At 56.5% G+C, this 18,748-nt stretch carries 13 protein-coding genes; 11 read left to right on the top strand and 2 right to left on the bottom strand.

Annotation, left to right across the window (positions count from 1 at the left end):
- The first annotated feature begins 9 nt into the window (after window positions 1-9).
- The 5 genes from hscA to sseB all read left to right on the top strand — a co-directional run bounded on the left by hscA (window position 10) and on the right by sseB (window position 4,681).
- A complete protein-coding gene (hscA, locus tag HV213_RS08255) occupies window positions 10-1,860 on the top strand; it encodes a Fe-S protein assembly chaperone HscA (RefSeq protein WP_181485331.1) in 1,851 nt (616 codons plus the stop codon).
- A gap of 1 nt (window position 1,861) precedes the next feature.
- Entirely contained in the window at window positions 1,862-2,197 is a 336-nt protein-coding gene (gene fdx / locus HV213_RS08260; protein ID WP_110272096.1) for an ISC system 2Fe-2S type ferredoxin, read from the top strand.
- Window position 2,198: 1 nt separating this feature from the next.
- Window positions 2,199-2,399 (top strand): Fe-S cluster assembly protein IscX, encoded by a 201-nt coding sequence (gene iscX, locus HV213_RS08265; protein WP_110272097.1) that lies wholly within the window; start codon window positions 2,199-2,201, stop codon window positions 2,397-2,399.
- A 104-nt stretch (window positions 2,400-2,503) separates the two neighbouring features.
- On the top strand, window positions 2,504-3,790 hold the full coding sequence (gene pepB, locus HV213_RS08270; protein WP_181485332.1) for an aminopeptidase PepB: 1,287 nt from the start codon (window positions 2,504-2,506) through the stop codon (window positions 3,788-3,790).
- 114 nt (window positions 3,791-3,904) lie between these two features.
- On the top strand, window positions 3,905-4,681 hold the full coding sequence (gene sseB / locus HV213_RS08275; protein ID WP_181485333.1) for an enhanced serine sensitivity protein SseB: 777 nt from the start codon (window positions 3,905-3,907) through the stop codon (window positions 4,679-4,681).
- A 55-nt stretch (window positions 4,682-4,736) separates the two neighbouring features.
- Here sseB and HV213_RS08280 read toward each other — a convergent pair whose 3' ends face one another.
- Both HV213_RS08280 and sseA read right to left on the bottom strand, forming a co-directional pair.
- Window positions 4,737-5,609, bottom strand: a complete 873-nt coding sequence (locus tag HV213_RS08280; RefSeq protein ID WP_228288598.1) for a hypothetical protein — start codon at window positions 5,607-5,609, stop codon at window positions 4,737-4,739.
- A 322-nt stretch (window positions 5,610-5,931) separates the two neighbouring features.
- Entirely contained in the window at window positions 5,932-6,777 is an 846-nt protein-coding gene (sseA, locus tag HV213_RS08285; RefSeq protein WP_181485334.1) for a 3-mercaptopyruvate sulfurtransferase, read from the bottom strand.
- A gap of 208 nt (window positions 6,778-6,985) precedes the next feature.
- Between sseA and HV213_RS08290 the strand changes: the two genes are divergently transcribed.
- The 6 genes from HV213_RS08290 (at window position 6,986) to ispG (ending at window position 18,716) form a co-directional block, all read left to right on the top strand.
- Window positions 6,986-11,932, top strand: a complete 4,947-nt coding sequence (locus HV213_RS08290; RefSeq protein ID WP_181485335.1) for an alpha-2-macroglobulin family protein — start codon at window positions 6,986-6,988, stop codon at window positions 11,930-11,932.
- Window positions 11,933-14,257, top strand: coding sequence for a peptidoglycan glycosyltransferase PbpC (pbpC, locus tag HV213_RS08295; protein WP_181485336.1), 2,325 nt, complete (start codon window positions 11,933-11,935; stop codon window positions 14,255-14,257).
- Window positions 14,258-14,417: 160 nt separating this feature from the next.
- A complete protein-coding gene (ndk, locus tag HV213_RS08300) occupies window positions 14,418-14,849 on the top strand; it encodes a nucleoside-diphosphate kinase (RefSeq protein ID WP_004114414.1) in 432 nt (143 codons plus the stop codon).
- Between the two features lie 288 nt (window positions 14,850-15,137).
- Window positions 15,138-16,304: a dual-specificity RNA methyltransferase RlmN gene (locus HV213_RS08305; protein ID WP_112215468.1), complete on the top strand. Its 1,167-nt coding sequence runs from the start codon at window positions 15,138-15,140 to the stop codon at window positions 16,302-16,304.
- 274 nt (window positions 16,305-16,578) lie between these two features.
- Window positions 16,579-17,568: a cytoskeleton protein RodZ gene (gene rodZ, locus HV213_RS08310; protein WP_181485337.1), complete on the top strand. Its 990-nt coding sequence runs from the start codon at window positions 16,579-16,581 to the stop codon at window positions 17,566-17,568.
- 26 nt (window positions 17,569-17,594) lie between these two features.
- Complete coding sequence (ispG, locus tag HV213_RS08315) at window positions 17,595-18,716, top strand: flavodoxin-dependent (E)-4-hydroxy-3-methylbut-2-enyl-diphosphate synthase (RefSeq protein WP_142513075.1); 1,122 nt, start codon at window positions 17,595-17,597, stop codon at window positions 18,714-18,716.
- Window positions 18,717-18,748 lie beyond the last annotated feature (32 nt).

Raw genomic sequence — 18,748 nt, forward strand, 5'->3', positions numbered from 1 at the left:
GAAGCAATTATGGCCTTATTACAAATTAGTGAGCCTGGTCTGAGTGCCGCGCCGCACCAGCGTCGTCTGGCGGCGGGTATTGACCTTGGCACCACCAATTCACTGGTTGCTACCGTGCGTAGCGGCCAGGCGGAAACGTTGGCCGATAATCAAGGGCGCTATCTTCTGCCGTCGGTTGTTAACTATCAGGCCTCAGGTTTGACGGTAGGCTATGACGCGCGACAAAACGCGGCCCAGGACCCGGTCAATACCATCAGCTCCGTCAAACGCATGATGGGGCGTTCTCTTGGCGATATTCAGGCGCGCTACCTACATCTGCCTTACCAGCTGCAGGCAAGTGAAAACGGCCTGCCGATGATTCAGACCGCTGGCGGCCTGCTCAACCCGATTCGCGTTTCAGCCGATATCCTGAAGGCACTTGCCGAACGCGCTACCGAAGCGCTGGCGGGCGAGCTTGACGGGGTGGTGATTACCGTTCCGGCCTACTTCGACGACGCCCAGCGTCAGGGGACTAAAGACGCGGCGCGTCTGGCGGGCCTGCACGTGTTGCGTCTGCTGAACGAACCGACCGCGGCGGCGATTGCCTACGGCCTGGACTCCGGTCAGGAAGGGGTGATTGCGGTTTATGACCTCGGCGGCGGCACTTTTGATATCTCCGTGCTGCGTTTAAGCCGCGGCGTGTTTGAAGTGCTGGCGACCGGCGGCGATTCCGCGCTCGGCGGTGACGATTTTGATCACCTGTTGGCCGATCATATTCGCGAACAGGCGGGTATTGCCGATCGAAGCGACAACCGCCTGCAGCGTGAACTGCTCGATGCGGCTATCGCTGCGAAGATTGCCCTAAGCGATGCCGATGTGGCGCGCGTGGACGTTGGCGGCTGGCAGGGCGAAATTACCCGCAACCAGTTTAACGATCTCATCTCCGCTCTGGTGAAACGCACTTTGCTGGCCTGCCGTCGCGCATTGAAAGATGCGGGCGTTGAGGCGCAAGAGGTGCTGGAAGTGGTGATGGTTGGCGGTTCAACCCGCGTACCGCTGGTCCGTGAACGCGTGGGCGAGTTCTTTGGCCGCACGCCGCTGACCTCTATTGACCCGGACAAAGTCGTTGCCATCGGCGCGGCGATTCAGGCGGATATCCTGGTCGGCAATAAGCCGGACAGTGAACTGCTGCTGCTTGACGTTATCCCGCTCTCTCTTGGGCTGGAAACTATGGGCGGACTGGTGGAGAAAGTCATCCCGCGCAACACCACCATTCCGGTTGCGCGCGCGCAGGAGTTCACCACCTTCAAAGATGGCCAGACGGCGATGTCTATCCACGTGATGCAGGGCGAGCGCGAGCTGGTGCAGGACTGCCGCTCACTGGCGCGCTTTGCGCTACGTGGGATCCCGGCGCTACCGGCGGGCGGGGCGCACATTCGCGTCACCTTCCAGGTGGATGCTGACGGCCTGCTGAGCGTGACGGCGATGGAAAAATCGACCGGCGTTGAGGCCTCCATCCAGGTGAAACCGTCCTACGGCCTGACCGATGGCGAGATCGCCAACATGATTAAAGATTCGATGAGCTACGCCGAGCAGGACGTTCAGGCGCGTATGCTGGCTGAGCAAAAAGTCGAAGCCGCGCGCGTTCTGGAAAGTCTGGTAAGCGCGCTGGCCGTCGACGCCGCGCTGTTAAGCGCCGCAGAGCGTCAGGCTATCGATGACGCCGCGGAGCAGGTTCGTTCCGCAGCGGCTGGCGATGACGCCGATGCTATTAAAGAAGCGATTAAAAATATCGACACACAAACCCAGGAATTTGCCGCTCGCCGTATGGACCAATCGGTCCGTACCGCGCTGAAAGGCCAATCCGTGGACGAGGTTTAAAATGCCAAAAATTGTTTTTCTGCCCCACCAGGACTTGTGTCCAGATGGCGTAGTTGTGGAAGCTAAGATCGGTGAGACTATCCTTGACGCTGCCCTGCGTAGCGGTATCGAGATTGAACACGCCTGCGAAAAATCCTGTGCCTGCACCACCTGCCACTGCATCGTGCGTGAAGGTTTTGACTCGCTGGCTGAAAGTACCGAAGATGAAGACGACATGCTGGATAAGGCCTGGGGGCTTGAGCCCGACAGCCGTCTGAGCTGCCAGGCGCGCGTGACTGATGACGATTTGGTCGTTGAAATTCCGCGCTACACCATCAACCACGCACGCGAGCATTAATATGGGACTGAAATGGACCGATAGTCGTGAAATCGGCGAAGCGCTGTACGATGCTTTTCCGGACCTCGACCCGAAAACCGTTCGCTTCACCGATCTGCATCAGTGGATTTGCGAGCTGGAAGAGTTTAATGACGATCCAAACGCATCCAATGAAAAAATTCTGGAGGCGATTCTGCTAGTCTGGTTAGACGAAGCAGAATAATTTTCGCGTCATGGTTTATGCGGCTTTTAGTCGGATGAATCAATGAGCGAAAGAACTTTACGGGCTGCCATACGGTGGCCCGTTTGCTAAGAAGGATAATGATAATGACCGAAGCTATGAAGATTACGCTTAGCGATCAGCCAGCCGATGCGCGCTGGGGAGAAAAAGCGTCTTACAGCATTAATAACGACGGCATCGCCCTGCACCTGAACGGTAAAGACGACCTGGGTTTAATCCAGCGCGCGGCGCGTAAAATTGACGGTATGGGTATCAAACATGTTGCGCTCGATGGCGAAGGCTGGAATACAGACCGTGCGTGGGCGTTCTGGGCCGGTTATAAAGGTCCAAAAGGCAGCCGTAAAGTTGAGTGGCCAACTCTGGACGATGCGCAGAAGAGTGAACTGGATAGCCGCCTGACCATCATCGACTGGGTTCGCGACACCATCAACGCCCCGGCTGAAGAGTTAGGGCCGGAGCAACTGGCGCAGCGCGCGGTTGACCTGCTGTGCAGCGTCGGTTGCGACAACGTTTCTTATCGCATTACAAAAGGCGAAGACCTGCGCGAGCAGAACTACCTCGGTCTGCACACCGTTGGTCGCGGCTCCGAGCGTCCACCAGTCCTGCTGGCACTGGACTATAACCCAACCGGTGATAAAGCCGCTCCGGTTTACGCCTGCCTGGTGGGCAAAGGCATCACTTTCGATTCCGGCGGCTACAGTATCAAGCAAAGCGCCTTTATGGACTCAATGAAGTCCGATATGGGTGGTGCGGCGACGGTAACCGGCGCGCTGGCGTTTGCTATTACTCGCGGCCTGAACAAACGCGTGAAGCTGTACCTGTGCTGTGCTGATAACCTGATTAGCGGCAACGCCTTCAAGCTTGGCGACATTATTCGCTATCGCAACGGCAAAACTGTTGAAATCATGAATACCGATGCCGAAGGTCGTCTGGTGCTGGCGGATGGCCTGATTGATGCTTGTGCACAGAAGCCTGAGCTGATTATCGATGCTGCTACCCTAACCGGCGCCGCAAAAACCGCGCTGGGCAACGATTATCATGCACTCTTCAGCTTTGACGACAACCTGGCTAACCGTCTGCTGGCAAGCGCTCAGGCCGAGAACGAAGCGTTCTGGCGTCTGCCGCTGGCCGAGTTCCACCGCGGTCAGCTGCCGTCGAATTTCGCCGAGCTGAATAACACCGGCAGTGCGGCCTACCCGGCGGGTGCCAGCACGGCGGCAGGTTTCCTGTCCCACTTCGTCGAGAACTATCATGAAGGCTGGCTGCATATCGACTGCTCAGCGACCTACCGCAAATCTGCCGTTGAGCAGTGGTCGGCGGGCGCGACAGGCCTCGGTGTGCGCACCATTGCGAATTTGCTGACTGCGGAATAACCTTTTCCCCTCGCCTAACCCTCTCCCCAAGGGGAGAGGGGTCTGTCCGGTTTTCTCCCTCGCCCCTTGGGGAAAGGGCTGAGGTGAGGGGGGAACCACCGATCTGGAACCACTATGTCTGAAATCAAAAACGAACTCGAAACTCTGCTGGAGAAGGCTGCCACCGAGCCAGGCCATCGTCCGGCGTTTTTCCGCACGTTGCTGGAAGCCACCGTCTGGGTACCAGGAGCCGCCGCTCAGGGCGAGCAGGTCGTCGAGGACAGCGTGCTGGATTTGCAGCACTGGGAAAAAGATGACGGCACGTCGGTTATTCCTTTTTTCACCTCGCTGGAAGCGCTGCAACAGGCCGTGGAAGACGAGCAGTCTTTTGTGGTGATGCCGGTGCGCACGCTGTTCGCTATGACCCTCGGCGAGACGCTGTATCTCAATGCCAAACTGCCAACCGGCAAAGAGTTTGCGCCGCGTGAGATTAGCCACCTGCTGGGCGAAGAAGGTAGCCCGTTGAGTACTCAGACCGTGCTCGAAGGCGGCGCGCCGCTGCTGTTGTCCGAAGTTGCTGAACCGCCTGCGCAGATGGTTGATTCGCTGACTACGCTGTTCAAGACGCTGAAAACGGTGAAACGCGCGTTCTTATGCTCGATTAAAGACAGCGCCGATGCGCCAGCTAACCTGCTGATTGGTATTGAAGCGGAAGGCGACATCGAGGAGATCATTCAGGCAACCGGCAGCGTAGCGACCGATACGCTTCCCGGCGACGAACCGATTGATATCTGCCAGGTGGTGGAGGGCGAAAAGGGCATCAGCCACTTTATGATTGCCCACATCACGCCGTTCTATGAAAAGCGCTGGGGCAGTTTCCTGCGCGACTTTAAGCAGAATCGTATTATCTGAATATGACGGGGGCCTGCGCCCCCGTGCAGATAACTGACTCAGATATTTTTGCTATTTATTTCAGGTAATACAACACAAAGCCAAATATCACTTTTCCCGTCACACACAGAATCACTATTCCGTTAAACAGCGCAAACTGCCCGCGCCAGGCCCGGCAATTTTCGTCGCCCAGCATCCGGCACACTGCCCAGGTCAGTCCTGCGGTCAGTAGAAAAGCCAGTAAAATGCCGACCATCAACGCGGCGGTAATGCACCAGCCCTCTGGCATAAGATCAAAACCACGTGCGGTGAGTAAGGTGATTTGTACCGGCCAGAAGAGTTGAAACCCTAATATCATTACCACGGGCAGACGCAGATTGCTCAGCGACGCATCAGGAGCGCGCGCGAGCCTCCAGGCATCGCGTACCAGTAGCCCGCCTAATACAACAGACGCCAGAATACTTACGTGTTGAAGAATAAAACTATATAAACTCAGTGCGGTGGAAGGGACATAGCGTAAAAAGAACAGATTGCAGAAAACAAGCACCAGCAGGCCCCACTTTACCCCCCAAGCGCGCAGTATCTCGCTAAAAAATGCTTTACCAGATGGTTGGTTATGCAGCATCCAGGCGGCAATTGGTAGCTTGCCGTAACCGGGAAACAGAAATACCAGAAGAAAACCAAAAAGCACCAGCTTGCCATATACTGTTAGCGGAATCTCTGCCAGAACAATATCTTTAACCGTGATATACGGCGATATCTCATCACGAAGGTCGCCCGGCCACCAGTGAACCCACATCTTCCAGTAATAGAGTATTGCTAAACCCACAGCCAGGCCAAAAAACCCCCCGAGCCACGGAAAACCTTGCCCGTCAACACGACTATTTCCTGAGACTATCGCCATTATTATTCCTTGTTGTAATGCATTCCTGAAAAATAATTTATTCAATTTTATAAAAATTAATAATATTAAATCACCTGAGCAATAACAACTTAATTTATCCGGAGGTGATGGGAATACAGTTGATGGGCCGTATATTCAGGTGTCGGAAAAGGAAATTCATGATGATTTTATTTCGATTATATATATTGATGAGTTTATAATTCGTATTCTTATGCTGAATAGTGATTGGTAATAAAATGCGGTTAATTATAAGGCGATGAGGGTATTCTCCTGGTGATACTCCAGGGGAAAAGAATAAAAAAACAGGTTTTATTAAATGATTGCGGAGGATATAGCTCCGCAATCATTATCATCAGCGTATTTTTATCTACTGCGCTGGTTCAATCGGCAAATCCATCCGCGCGCCCCATTCGCTCCATGAGCCGTCATACAGGCAAACGCCGTTGACGCCCAGGGTCGTTAGCGCTAGTACGACGACGGATGCCGTCACGCCGGAGCCGCAGCTGGCAATAATTGGTCGTTCAAAATCCACACCCTGACGCGCAAAGATCTCATTCAGCTCATCGACGGTTTTCAGCTCGCCGTTAATCACCAGTTCGGTCCATGGCACATTGAGTGCGCCTGGAATATGCCCGCTGCGCAAACCAGCGCGCGGTTCAGCCACGAGGCCATTAAAGCGCGCCGCCGGGCGAGCATCGACGATCTGCGCCGATCCTTCATGGCTTACCAGCAGCACATCGGTCAGACGCTTGATCACCAGCGGATCGAAGCGGCCGTCAAAATCACCTTCCGGCAATTCAGGAAGGCCTTGCTCCAGCGGTAGCTCATCGCGACGCCAGCCTTCGAGGCCACCCGCAAGTATCGAAACTTTTTCGACACCGAAAGTACGCAACATCCACCAGGCGCGCGGTGCGGAGAAGAGATTACCTTCATCGTACACCACCAGATGCTTATCACTGTTGACGCCAAGCTCACGCATCGCAACGGCAAAAGCCTCCGGGCGCGGCATCATGTGCGGTAGCGGGCTGGTGTGATCTGACAGGGCTTCAATATCGAAAAAAACGGCGCCAGGAACATGGCCTGCCAGGTACTCGGCGTTAAGGTCCCGATCGTCCTGCCCCGGTGGCGCCATGCGCGCATCGATAATTTGGATTTCCGGGTCATCAATATGTTCCGCCAGCCAATCGGCAGCGACAAAAAACGAGGTCGACATCGGCGTCTCCTTTTTTATTGTTCAAGAATGAATTGTCGACGTTTTCCGGGAGACTGACAAGTTAAGGATGCCAGAGTGGCGACCGTATCACGGATGATTCACTATTGAGAGTTTGATTCTATTCTCGTCGCTGTTGGCAATGATATTGTTCACGCATAATAATGTGTTCACTGAATGTATCTGGCTCTCGGGCCGAGGGGTTAGAAGGATGAAACCATTTCGTTTGGCGGCGCTATCTCTGGCGCTACTTACTGCGTTATCGTTGACCGGCTGCGATGACAGCGGCAAACCACAGGCGGCTGCCCCAGCGGCCTCTACGGCGGCGGATAAAGACAATGCGAAACCGGACAGCGCCCAGTTGGCGGCGCTGGCTGAAAAAAGCAAAGGCAAGGCGCTAACGCTGCTGGATGCCTCGGAAGTGCAGCTCGACGGCGCGGCGACGCTGGTGCTGACCTTTTCTATCCCTCTACAGCCGGATCAGGATTTCTCCCGTAGCGTGCATCTGGTCGACAAAAAGAGCGGCAAAGTCGACGGTGCCTGGGAGCTGGCGCCAAATCTTAAAGAGCTACGGTTGCGCCATCTGGAGCCAAAACGTGAGCTGATTGTTTCGGTGGACCCAACCCTGGCGGCGCTGAATAAAGCGACTTTTGACAGCAGCTTCGAAAAAATCATTACTACGCGCGATATCGCCCCAAGCATTGGTTTTGCCAGCCGCGGCTCGCTGCTGCCGGGGAAAGTCGTCGCCGGACTACCGGTGATGGCGCTGAATGTTGATAACGTCGACGTGAACTTTTTCCGCATCAAACCGGAATCACTCTCCGCTTTTGTCAGCCAGTGGGAATACCGTAATTCGCTGAGCAACTGGGAGTCGGATGAGCTGCTGAAGATGGCCGATTTGGTCTATACCGGCCGTTTCGATCTTAACCCGGCGCGCAATACCCGCGAAAAATTGCTGCTGCCGCTGGCGGATATCAAGCCTCTGCAAGAGCCGGGCGTCTATATTGCGGTGATGAATCAGGCGGGCCGCTATAACTACAGCAACGCCGCAACGCTGTTCACCCTCAGCGATATCGGCGTATCCGCACACCGTTACCACAACCGGCTGGATGTCTTTACCCAGAGCCTCGAAAACGGTGCTGCGCAGTCCGATATTGACGTTCAACTGCTGAATGCCAAAGGGCAAACCCTGGCACAAGCGAAGAGCGATGCTCAGGGGCACGTCACGCTGCAAACTGATAAAGACGCGGCGCTGCTGCTAGCGCGCAAGGACGGACAAACTACCCTGTTGGACCTCAAACTCCCGGCGCTGGATCTGGCGGAGTTTTCGATTGCCGGAGCGCCGGGCTTCACTAAGCAACTGTTTATGTTCGGCCCGCGCGATCTCTATCGACCGGGCGAAACGGTGGTTCTCAACGCCTTACTGCGCGATAGCGACGGCAAACTGCTGGCCGAGCAGCCGGTGAAGCTGGAAGTGGTGCAGCCGGACGGTCAGGTGATTCGTTCGACGGTAAGCAAGCCCGTTAACGGTCTGTACCAGTTTACGTATCCGCTCGATAGCGGCGCGGCAACCGGGATGTGGCATATCCGCGCCAGCACTGGCGACAACCAGCCGCGCGAGTGGGATTTCCACGTTGAAGATTTTATGCCCGAGCGCATGGCGCTGAACCTGACGCCGCAAAATGCGCCGATTGCTCCCGCTACTGATGTCAGTTTTGCCGTGACCGGCGCTTATCTGTATGGCGCGCCGGCCAGCGGCAACCAGCTACAGGGCAAGCTGTTCCTTCGCCCGCTGCGCGATGCAGTGCCCGCGCTGCCGGGCTTCCAGTTTGGCGATATTGCCGAAGAGAACCTTTCCCGCAGCCTGGATGAAGTACAGGCCACGCTCGATGAGCAAGGTCATGCGCAAGTGACCACCGCCAGCCAGTGGCAGGAGAGCCACTCGCCGCTGCAGGTAATTTTTCAGGCCAGCCTGCTGGAATCTGGTGGCCGCCCGGTGACCCGCACTGCCCGGCAGCCTATCTGGCCTGCCGACGCGCTGCCGGGCATTCGTCCGGAATTTGCCCTGAAAGAGATATACGACTATCGCACCGACAGCACCATCAAGCAGCCGGTGGTGGATGAAAACGGCAACGCCGCGTTTGAGATCGTCTATGCCGATGCCAAAGGCGAGAAGAAGGCGGTCTCCGGGCTACAGGTCAGGTTGATCCGCGAGCGCCGCGACTACTACTGGAACTGGTCTGATAGCGAAGGCTGGCAGTCACAGTTCGATCAAAAAGATCTTCAGGAAGGAGAGGAGTCGCTGGATCTTACTGCCGGGCAAACGGCGAAAGTGAGCTTCCCGGTTGAGTGGGGCTCTTATCGACTGGAGGTCAGAGGGCCGGACGATGTTGTCAGCAGCGTGCGTTTCTGGGCCGGATACAGCTGGCAGGATAACAGCGATGGTCAGGGGGCCGCGCGTCCGGACCGCGTTACCATGAAGCTGGATAAACCAGCCTATAAACCGGGTGACACTATCAAGCTGCACATTGCCGCTCCGGCAGCCGGTAAAGGCTATGCGCTGGTGGAATCAAGCGAAGGGCCGCTGTGGTGGCAGGAAATTGACGTTCCGGCGGAAGGCATGGATTTGTCGATTCCGGTGGATAAAGCCTGGAATCGCCACGACCTGTATCTCAGCACCCTGGTGATTCGTCCGGGGGATAAATCACGCTCCGCGACGCCAAAACGGGCGGTGGGGCTATTGCATCTGCCGCTCGGTGATGAAAACCGCCGTCTGAATCTGGCGCTGGAAGCGCCGGATAAAATGCGCCCGAACCAGCCGCTGACGGTTAAGGTTAAGGCCAGCGTCAAAGAAGGCGAGACGCCGAAGCAGGTCAACGTTCTGCTCTCCGCCGTGGATAGCGGCGTATTGAATATTACCGACTATGCGACGCCGGATCCGTGGAATGCTTTCTTTGGCCAGAAGCGTTACGGCGCAGATATTTACGATATCTACGGTCAGGTCATTGAAGGACAGGGGAGGCTCGCCAGCCTGCGCTTCGGCGGCGATGGTGATGAACTCAAGCGCGGCGGTAAACCGCCGGTCAATCATGTGACGATTATCGCCCAGCAGGCGCAGCCGGTGGTGCTGGATGAGAAAGGCGAAGGCACGGTAACGTTGCCGATTGGCGATTTTAACGGCGAACTGCGGGTGATGGCCCAGGCGTGGAGCGCTGATGATTTCGGCAGTAGTGAAGATAAAGTGATCGTTGCAGCGCCGGTAATTGCCGAGCTGAACATGCCGCGCTTCCTCGCCAGCGGAGATACTACACGCCTGGCGCTGGATCTCAGCAACCTGACCGACAAGCCGCAAACGCTCAACGTTGCGCTGAACACCAGCGGTCTGCTCCAGCTTGAAGGCGGGGAAATACCGCCGGTACAGCTGGCTCCTGGGGCGCGCAGCACTTTGTTTGTGTCCGTTCGCGCGCAGGACGGTTTTGGCGACGGCCAGGTTAACGCCACTATCAGCGGTCTGAACCTGCCTGGCGAAACCTTCACCCCGATGCAAAAACAGTGGACGCTGGGCGTGCGTCCGGCGTTTCCGGCACAAACCGTGAATTCCGGCGCGGTATTACAGCCCGGTGAAAGCTGGCAGGCTCCGGTGGCGCAAAGCCAGGGCTTCTCGCCCGCCACGCTGCAAGGGCAACTGGTATTCAGCGGTAAGCCGCCGCTGAATCTGGCGCGCTATATTCGCGATCTCAAAGCTTATCCCTACGGCTGCCTGGAGCAGACCACCAGCGGACTGTTCCCGTCGCTCTATACCAACGCCGTCCAGCTAAAAGCGTTGGGGATCAGCGGAGACAGCGATGAAAAACGGCGCGCGGCGGTGGATATCGGCATTTCGCGCCTGCTGCAAATGCAGCGCGATGATGGTGGTTTCGCCCTGTGGGATAAACAAGGATCGGAAGAGTACTGGCTGACCGCTTACGCGATGGACTTCCTCGTGCGAGCGGGAGAGCAGGGCTATAGCGTGCCGACGAATGCTATTAACAACGGCAACCAGCGCCTGCTACGTTATTTACAGGAACCGGGGCTGATGACCGTTCGCTATAGCGATGATGCCCAGGCCAGCCGCTTTGCTGCTCAGGCCTATGCTGCGTTGGTGCTGGCGCGGCAGCAAAAAGCGCCGCTCGGCGCGCTGCGCGAAATCTGGAATCGCCACGAGCAGGCGCGTTCTGGTCTGCCGTTGTTGCAGTTAGGCGTTGCGCTGAAAGCGATGGGCGATGCGCCTCGCGGTGACGAAGCTTTGAAGCTGGCAATGTCTACGCCGCGTCAGGATGCAAATCGCTGGCTCGGCGACTACGGTAGCGAGCTGCGCGATGATGCGCTGAAGCTGGCGCTGCTGGAAGAGAACAAGCTGCTACCGGAGGCGCAAAACAGACTACTAAGCAACCTGGCGGAAGAGGCTTATGGTCAGCGCTGGCTCTCAACGCAGGAGACCAATGCGCTATTCCTTGCCGGGCGCTCGTTGCAGGACGTTCCTGGCAACTGGCAGGTACAAACCTCGTTGCAGGTCGAACCGCTCTCCGGTGACAAAGCGCAAACTCGCAACCTGACCGGCGACCAGTTGGCGGCGCTGGAGGTGACCAACACCGGTCAACAGCCGCTGTGGCTGCGTCCCGACAGCAGCGGGTATCCGCAGAGCGCTCCACAGCCAGGCGGTAACGTGCTGGGTATTGAACGGCAAATTTTCGATACTCAGGGTCAGCAGAAATCGCTCTCTTCACTGCGTAGCGGTGAGCTGGTACTGGTGAAGCTGGAAGTCACAGCCAAACGCAACGTACCGGACGCGCTGGTGGTCGATTTACTTCCAGCAGGGCTGGAGCTGGAAAACCAGAATCTGGCCAACAGCAGCGCTAGCCTGCAGGAGAATGGCGAGGTGGTGCAGAATCTGCTCAACCAGATGCAGCAGGCGGATATCCAGCACATTGAATTTCGCGACGATCGTTTTGTCGCTGCGGTGGCTATCAACGAAGGACAGCCGGTGACCCTGGTTTATCTGGCGCGAGCGGTGACGCCGGGGACTTATCAGGTTCCGCAGCCACAGGTGGAGTCGATGTATGTGCCGCAATGGCGGGCAACCGGCGCGGCCAGCGGCCCGCTAACCGTCGCCCCGTAAATGCGCGGATTGAGTGGTATAAAACGCCGCTGGCGCTGGCTGGCGGCGTTCTTTTTTCTGCTGTGGCTTGCGGTGCTGGCGGCTGACAGGCTATGGCCGCTTCCGCTGCATGAGGTTACGCCCGCAAGGGTTGTGGTGGCGGAAGACGGAACGCCGTTGTGGCGCTTTGCCGATGCGCAGGGCGTCTGGCGCTATCCGGTGACGCTCGGTGACGTCTCACCGCGCTATTTGCAGGCGCTGACCCAGTATGAAGATCGCTGGTTCTGGGAGCATCCAGGCGTCAATCCTTTTTCTATCGCGCGTGCCGCCTGGCAGGATCTGACCTCCGGTCGGGTGATCTCCGGAGGCAGTACGCTGACCATGCAGGTGGCGCGCCTACTCGATCCTCACCCGCGTACTTTTGGCGGCAAGCTGCGCCAGTTATGGCGGGCGCTACAGCTGGAGTGGCATCTGTCGAAAAGCGATATTCTCACGCTATACCTCAACCGGGCGCCGTTTGGCGGCACGTTACAGGGCATTGGTGCGGCGAGCTGGGCCTACCTGGGTAAACCGCCCGCGCAGTTGAGCTACGGCGAAGCGGCGCTGCTGGCGGTACTGCCGCAGGCACCAAGCCGTCTGCGTCCCGATCGTTGGCCCGAGCGGGCTCAGGCAGCGCGCGACAAAGTGCTGCTGCGGATGCAGAGCCAGGGCGTGTGGCCTGAAAAACCGGTGCGTGAAGCTATCGAAGAGCCTGTGTGGCTCTTTCCACGCCAGATGCCGCAGCTGGCGCCGCTTTTTTCCCGCCGCGCGCTGGCGAGCAGCCGTGAAGATAAGGTGGTGACGACGCTGGATGCCGGGCTACAGCGGCAACTGGAAGATCTGGCGTTAAACTGGAAATCGCGCCTGCCGCCGCGCAGCTCGCTGGCGATAGTCGTGGTCGATCATACTAATATGAAGGTGCGCGGCTGGGTGGGATCGGCGGATATTACCGATGATAGTCGCTTTGGTCACATTGATATGGTGGCGGCGATTCGCTCACCTGGTTCAGTACTTAAACCATTTGTTTATGGCATGGCGTTGGATGAGGGGCTGATTCATCCGGCTTCTTTACTGCAGGACGTGCCGCGTCGTTTTAGCGACTACCGGCCGGGCAATTTTGACAGCGGTTTTCATGGGCCGGTGAGCGCCAGCGAAGCGCTGGTTCGTTCGCTGAACCTTCCGGCGGTGCAGGTACTGGAGGCCTACGGGCCGAAGCGGTTTGCCGCTAACCTGCGCAACGCTGGTCTGCCGCTGATGCTGCCAACGGGCGCGGAGCCGAATCTGTCGCTGATCCTCGGCGGCGCCGGGGCGAGGCTGGAGGATATTGTGGCGGCGTATAGCGCATTTGCCCGTCACGGCAAGGCCGCGCGCTTACGCATCACACCGAACGCTCGGCTAGTGGAAAGACCGCTACTGTCGCCGGGCTCAGCCTGGATTGTGCGGCGTATTCTTGCTGGTGAAGCGCAGCCTGTTCCTGATGCATCGCTGGTGCAGGTGGTGCCGCTGGCGTGGAAAACCGGCACCAGCTATGGCTATCGCGATGCCTGGGCGATCGGCGTTAATGCCCGCTACCTGATCGGCATCTGGACCGGGCGACCTGATGGTACGCCGGTGGTCGGGCAGTTTGGTTTTGCCAGCGCGGTGCCGTTGCTTAATCAGGTGAATAATATGCTGCTGGCGCGACCGTCGATGGGCCGCGGCGGATTGCCGACTGACCCGCGTCCACCGTCGGTCAGCGCCGGGAACATTTGCTGGCCTGGCGGGCAGCATTTAGCGTCAGGAGATGCGAACTGTCGCCGACGGTTGGCAACCTGGCTGCTGGATGAGAGCCAGCCGCCGACGCTGCTGCTGCCCGGTCAGGAAGGGATTCGCGGCATTCGTTTCCCGGTATGGTTGAATGACAAAGGGCTGCGGGTGGCGGCAGATTGCCCCGGCGCGGTGGAAAAAAATATCGACGTCTGGCCGCTACCGCTCGAACCCTGGCTCCCCGTTGGCGAACGGCGTCGCGCCAGACTGCCTGCAGTATCGGCTGATTGTCCGCCAGTACAAACCGCGGACCCCGCGCCGCTGGTGCTATCCGGCATTCGCGAGGGATCGGTGATTAAACGCCTGCCCGGTGAGCAGAAGGTTATGCTACCGCTGCAAACGACCGGCGGGGAAGGGCGGCGCTGGTGGTTTCTGAACGGCGAACCGCTGGCGGTGGAAGGCGTTAACGCAACCCTCAGCCTGGAACGCCTCGAAAATTATCAACTGGTGGTGATGGATGAGGCCGGGCAAATTGTTGCCGCGAATTTCACCGTACAATAAGCGGAGCTGTCATAGATTGGTCGGATTTGTTGTTTAAGGTCGCTTTTTTTTAAAAAAATGTTACCTAAACACATAGGCAACCGCTGTAGATGATGATTATAATTCGCGCCGTATTTATCTGCTCATCTGCAAAACAGAACAACACATATAAGAGGTTATCATGGCTATTGAACGTACTTTTTCCATCATCAAACCAAACGCGGTGGCAAAAAACGTTATTGGCGGCATCTTTTCTCGCTTTGAAGCTGCAGGGTTCAAAATTGTCGGCACCAAAATGCTGCACCTGACCGTTGAGCAGGCTCGCGGTTTTTATGCTGAGCACGAAGGCCGCCCATTCTTCGACGGCCTGGTTGAATTTATGACTTCTGGCCCGATCGTCGTATCCGTGCTGGAAGGCGAAAATGCGGTCCAGCGTCACCGTGACCTGCTGGGCGCAACCAACCCGGCGAACGCGCTGGCAGGTACCCTGCGCGCTGACTACGCTGACAGCTTTACCGAGAACGGCACCCACGGTTCTGATTCTGTTGAATCTGCTGCGCGCGAAATCGCGTTCTTCTTTGCGGAAGGCGAGGTTTGCCCGCGCACCCGCTAATCCTCGTCGTCTTTTCGACCGTCGCGATGTTGGCTGCGCGCGTTCACCCCGGTCACATAGTTATCTATGCTCCCGGGGCTTAACTTGCTTGCCGCCTTGCGACAATCGAAAAGCCATAGAGGATTAAGTATGTGGTTACGATTTTTTTATCATTGACTGCGTGCAAGCGTGGTATTGATGCGCCAGACTTTGTAGAATACAGCGCCCCGGACGAGCAGTTGCTCCCGGGGCGTTTCTTTTTCAACCCTCCAGGGGCCATAACGTGTAATAACGAGGCCGGGATCAATTATGTCTGAACAAATAGTCACACCTGATAGCGCCGCTCTGACGGTGCCGAACAAAGATGCCAAAATCAACCTGCTGGATCTGAACCGTCAGCAGATGCGCGAGTTTTTCAAAGATATGGGCGAAAAGCCTTTCCGCGCCGATCAGGTGATGAAATGGATGTATCACTACTGCTGCGATAACTTTGATGAGATGACCGACATCAACAAAGTCCTGCGCGGCAAACTGAAGGAAATCGCGGAGATCCGCGCACCCGAAGTTGTTGAAGAGCAGCGCTCCAGCGATGGTACTATCAAATGGGCGATTGCCGTTGGCGATCAGCGCGTTGAAACCGTGTATATCCCGGAAGACGATCGCGCCACCCTGTGCGTCTCTTCCCAGGTTGGCTGTGCGCTGGAGTGCAAATTTTGCTCTACGGCGCAGCAGGGCTTTAACCGTAATCTGCGGGTATCGGAAATTATCGGCCAGGTCTGGCGTGCGGCGAAAATTGTCGGCGCGGTGAAGGCAACGGGCGTGCGTCCGATCACCAACGTGGTAATGATGGGGATGGGCGAACCGCTGCTGAACCTGACCAACGTGGTTCCGGCGATGGAAATCATGCTCGACGACTTCGGCTTTGGCCTGTCCAAACGTCGCGTGACCCTGTCGACTTCCGGTGTGGTACCGGCGCTGGATAAGCTTGGCGATATGATTGACGTTGCGCTGGCGATCTCCTTGCACGCACCGAACGACACCATTCGTGACGAAATCGTACCGATCAACAAGAAATACAATATCGAGACCTTTCTGAACTCGGTGCGTGGCTACATTTCGAAGTCCAACGCCAATCAGGGCCGCGTGACTATCGAATACGTTATGCTGGATCACGTCAATGATGGTACCGAGCATGCGCATGAGCTGGCCGAGCTGTTGAAAGATACACCATGTAAGATCAACCTGATCCCATGGAACCCCTTCCCGGGCGCGCCGTATGGCCGTAGCTCCAACAGCCGTATTGACCGTTTCTCCAAAGTGTTGATGGAATACGGTTTTACCACGATTGTGCGTAAAACCCGTGGCGATGACATTGATGCCGCCTGCGGCCAGCTGGCGGGTGATGTAATCGACCGCACCAAGCGCACTCTGCGTAAGCGTATGCAGGGTGAAGCGATCGACGTTAAGGCAATCTGATAAATGATGCAGCGCGCAACCCGGGTTGTGCGTTGCATATTTATGTTGAATAGCCGGGCGAAATACACTGGTTTGGTTAATAATTACGGTGCGTTTTTGTTGACTTTGAGGCAGTATGTAGCGGTACAACAACCGCTTAGCATTCAATATTGATAAGTCTCTGTGATAGTACGTCATACGGACTTATACTGTTTGTCTGACGTTGAGCAGATGTCTCGCGGCGCGGGGTTACCGGCGCTGAACTTTAAATTTCACGTACCAGTAATTGTAGCGAATGAATACTGAAGCCACTCAAGACCATCAAGAAGCAAACACCACGGGCGCGCGTCTGCGTACGGCTCGTGAACAACTCGGACTCAGCCAGCAAGCGGTGGCAGAGCGCTTATGCCTGAAGGTTTCCACGGTTCGTGATATTGAAGACGATAAGGCCCCAGCCGATCTTGCTTCAACCTTCCTGCGCGGCTATATCCGTTCTTATGCTCGCCTTGTGCACATTCCCGAAGAAGAACTGCTGCCAATGATGGCGAAACAGGCTCCCATTCGCGCGGCAAAAGTTGCGCCAATGCAGAGTTTCTCGCTGGGCAAACGTCGTAAAAAGCGTGATGGCTGGCTGATGAGCTTTACCTGGCTGGTCCTGTTTGTGGTGATCGGACTCAGCGGCGCCTGGTGGTGGCAAGACCACAAAGCGCAGCAGGACGAGATCTCCACCATGGCCGATCAATCCACCGCTGAGCTGAATTCTGGCGATAATAATAGCCAAAACATTCCTCTGGGTAATGATTCGGCGAATTCTGCACCGGACGCTGTTGCTAACAGCGCGCCGGTAGATACTTCTACTGCGCCAGCGGCGTCAACCCCGGCTCCGGCCCCGGTAGATAACAACGCCGTTGTTGCGCCTTCTCAGGCGAATGTCGATACTGCGGCAACTCCAGCGCCTGCAGCGGTAAATCCAACCTCTCCACTACCTGGCGATCAGGCAAACGTGGCCGCTACAGCGGCTTCAGCTCAGGATCTGGTGCTGAACTTCTCCGCTGATTGCTGGCTGGAAGTGAGCGATGCTACCGGTAAAAAGCTGTTCAGCGGTTTGCAACGTAAAGGTGGTAACCTGAATCTGAGCGGTCAGGCGCCTTATAAGCTGAAAATTGGTGCACCGGCAGCAGTACAGATTCAGTATCTGGGTAAACCCGTCGATTTGAGTCGTTTTATCAGAACTAACCAGGTTGCGCGTCTGACCCTTAATGCCGAACAATCACCGGCGCAGTAATAGACGGGTAACGCGGGAGATTTTTCATGCATAACCAGGCTCCGATTCAACGTAGAAAATCTAAACGAATTTACGTTGGGAATGTGCCAATTGGCGATGGTGCACCTATCGCCGTACAGTCGATGACCAATACTCGCACCACTGACGTGGCGGCGACAGTCAATCAAATTAAAGCGTTAGAACGCGTTGGCGCAGACATTGTCCGCGTTTCCGTGCCGACAATGGACGCGGCTGAAGCATTCAAGCTTATCAAACAGCAGGTTAATGTCCCGCTGGTTGCCGATATCCACTTTGATTACCGTATTGCGCTGAAGGTTGCGGAATACGGCGTCGATTGCCTGCGTATTAACCCAGGTAATATCGGTAATGAAGAGCGTATTCGCATGGTCGTGGACTGCGCTCGCGATAAAAATATTCCCATTCGTATCGGGGTGAACGCCGGTTCTCTGGAAAAAGATCTCCAGGAAAAATATGGTGAACCGACGCCGCAGGCGCTGCTGGAATCGGCTATGCGTCATGTCGATCATCTCGATCGTCTGAACTTCGATCAGTTCAAAGTCAGCGTAAAAGCTTCCGATGTATTCCTGGCGGTTGAATCCTATCGTCTGCTGGCGAAGCAGATCGATCAGCCTCTGCACCTGGGGATCACCGAAGCCGGTGGCGCCCGCAGCGGTGCGGTGAAATCGGCTATTGGCCTCGGTTTACTGCTTAATGAAGGCATTGGCGACACCCTGCGCGTTTCGCTGGCGGCGGATCCGGTTGAAGAGATCAAAGTCGGATTCGACATTCTGAAGTCTCTGCGTATTCGCGCGCGCGGCATTAACTTCATTGCTTGCCCAACCTGCTCGCGTCAGGAGTTTGACGTTATCGGCACCGTTAATGCGCTGGAGCAGCGTCTGGAAGATATCATTACGCCGATGGATATTTCGATCATTGGCTGCGTGGTAAACGGTCCTGGTGAGGCGCTGGTATCTACGCTCGGCGTAACCGGCGGCAATAAGAAAAGTGGCCTGTACGAAGATGGCGTACGTAAAGACAGGCTGGATAACGACGATATGATCGATCAGTTGGAAGCGCGTATCCGTGCCAAAGCATCGATGCTTGATGAAGCGCGTCGTATCGATATTCAACAGGTTGAAGCAAAATAACGTGTTGGGAAGCGATACGCTTCCCGTGTATG

The organism is Klebsiella sp. RHBSTW-00484 (genome assembly GCF_013705725.1).
Taxonomy (GTDB): Bacteria; Pseudomonadota; Gammaproteobacteria; order Enterobacterales; family Enterobacteriaceae; genus Klebsiella.

Bases quoted from the DNA above. Each gene is read 5' to 3' on its own strand.
- ispG (WP_142513075.1), top strand. From the start codon at position 17,595: ATGCATAACCAGGCTCCGATTCAACGTAGAAAATCTAAACGAATTTAC.
- fdx (WP_110272096.1), top strand. From the start codon at position 1,862: ATGCCAAAAATTGTTTTTCTGCCCCACCAGGACTTGTGTCCAGATGGC.
- sseB (WP_181485333.1), top strand. From the start codon at position 3,905: ATGTCTGAAATCAAAAACGAACTCGAAACTCTGCTGGAGAAGGCTGCC.
- hscA (WP_181485331.1), top strand. From the start codon at position 10: ATGGCCTTATTACAAATTAGTGAGCCTGGTCTGAGTGCCGCGCCGCAC.
- sseA (WP_181485334.1), bottom strand. From the start codon at position 6,777: ATGTCGACCTCGTTTTTTGTCGCTGCCGATTGGCTGGCGGAACATATT.
- rodZ (WP_181485337.1), top strand. From the start codon at position 16,579: ATGAATACTGAAGCCACTCAAGACCATCAAGAAGCAAACACCACGGGC.
- iscX (WP_110272097.1), top strand. From the start codon at position 2,199: ATGGGACTGAAATGGACCGATAGTCGTGAAATCGGCGAAGCGCTGTAC.
- pepB (WP_181485332.1), top strand. From the start codon at position 2,504: ATGACCGAAGCTATGAAGATTACGCTTAGCGATCAGCCAGCCGATGCG.
- HV213_RS08290 (WP_181485335.1), top strand. From the start codon at position 6,986: ATGAAACCATTTCGTTTGGCGGCGCTATCTCTGGCGCTACTTACTGCG.
- pbpC (WP_181485336.1), top strand. From the start codon at position 11,933: ATGCGCGGATTGAGTGGTATAAAACGCCGCTGGCGCTGGCTGGCGGCG.
- ndk (WP_004114414.1), top strand. From the start codon at position 14,418: ATGGCTATTGAACGTACTTTTTCCATCATCAAACCAAACGCGGTGGCA.
- HV213_RS08305 (WP_112215468.1), top strand. From the start codon at position 15,138: ATGTCTGAACAAATAGTCACACCTGATAGCGCCGCTCTGACGGTGCCG.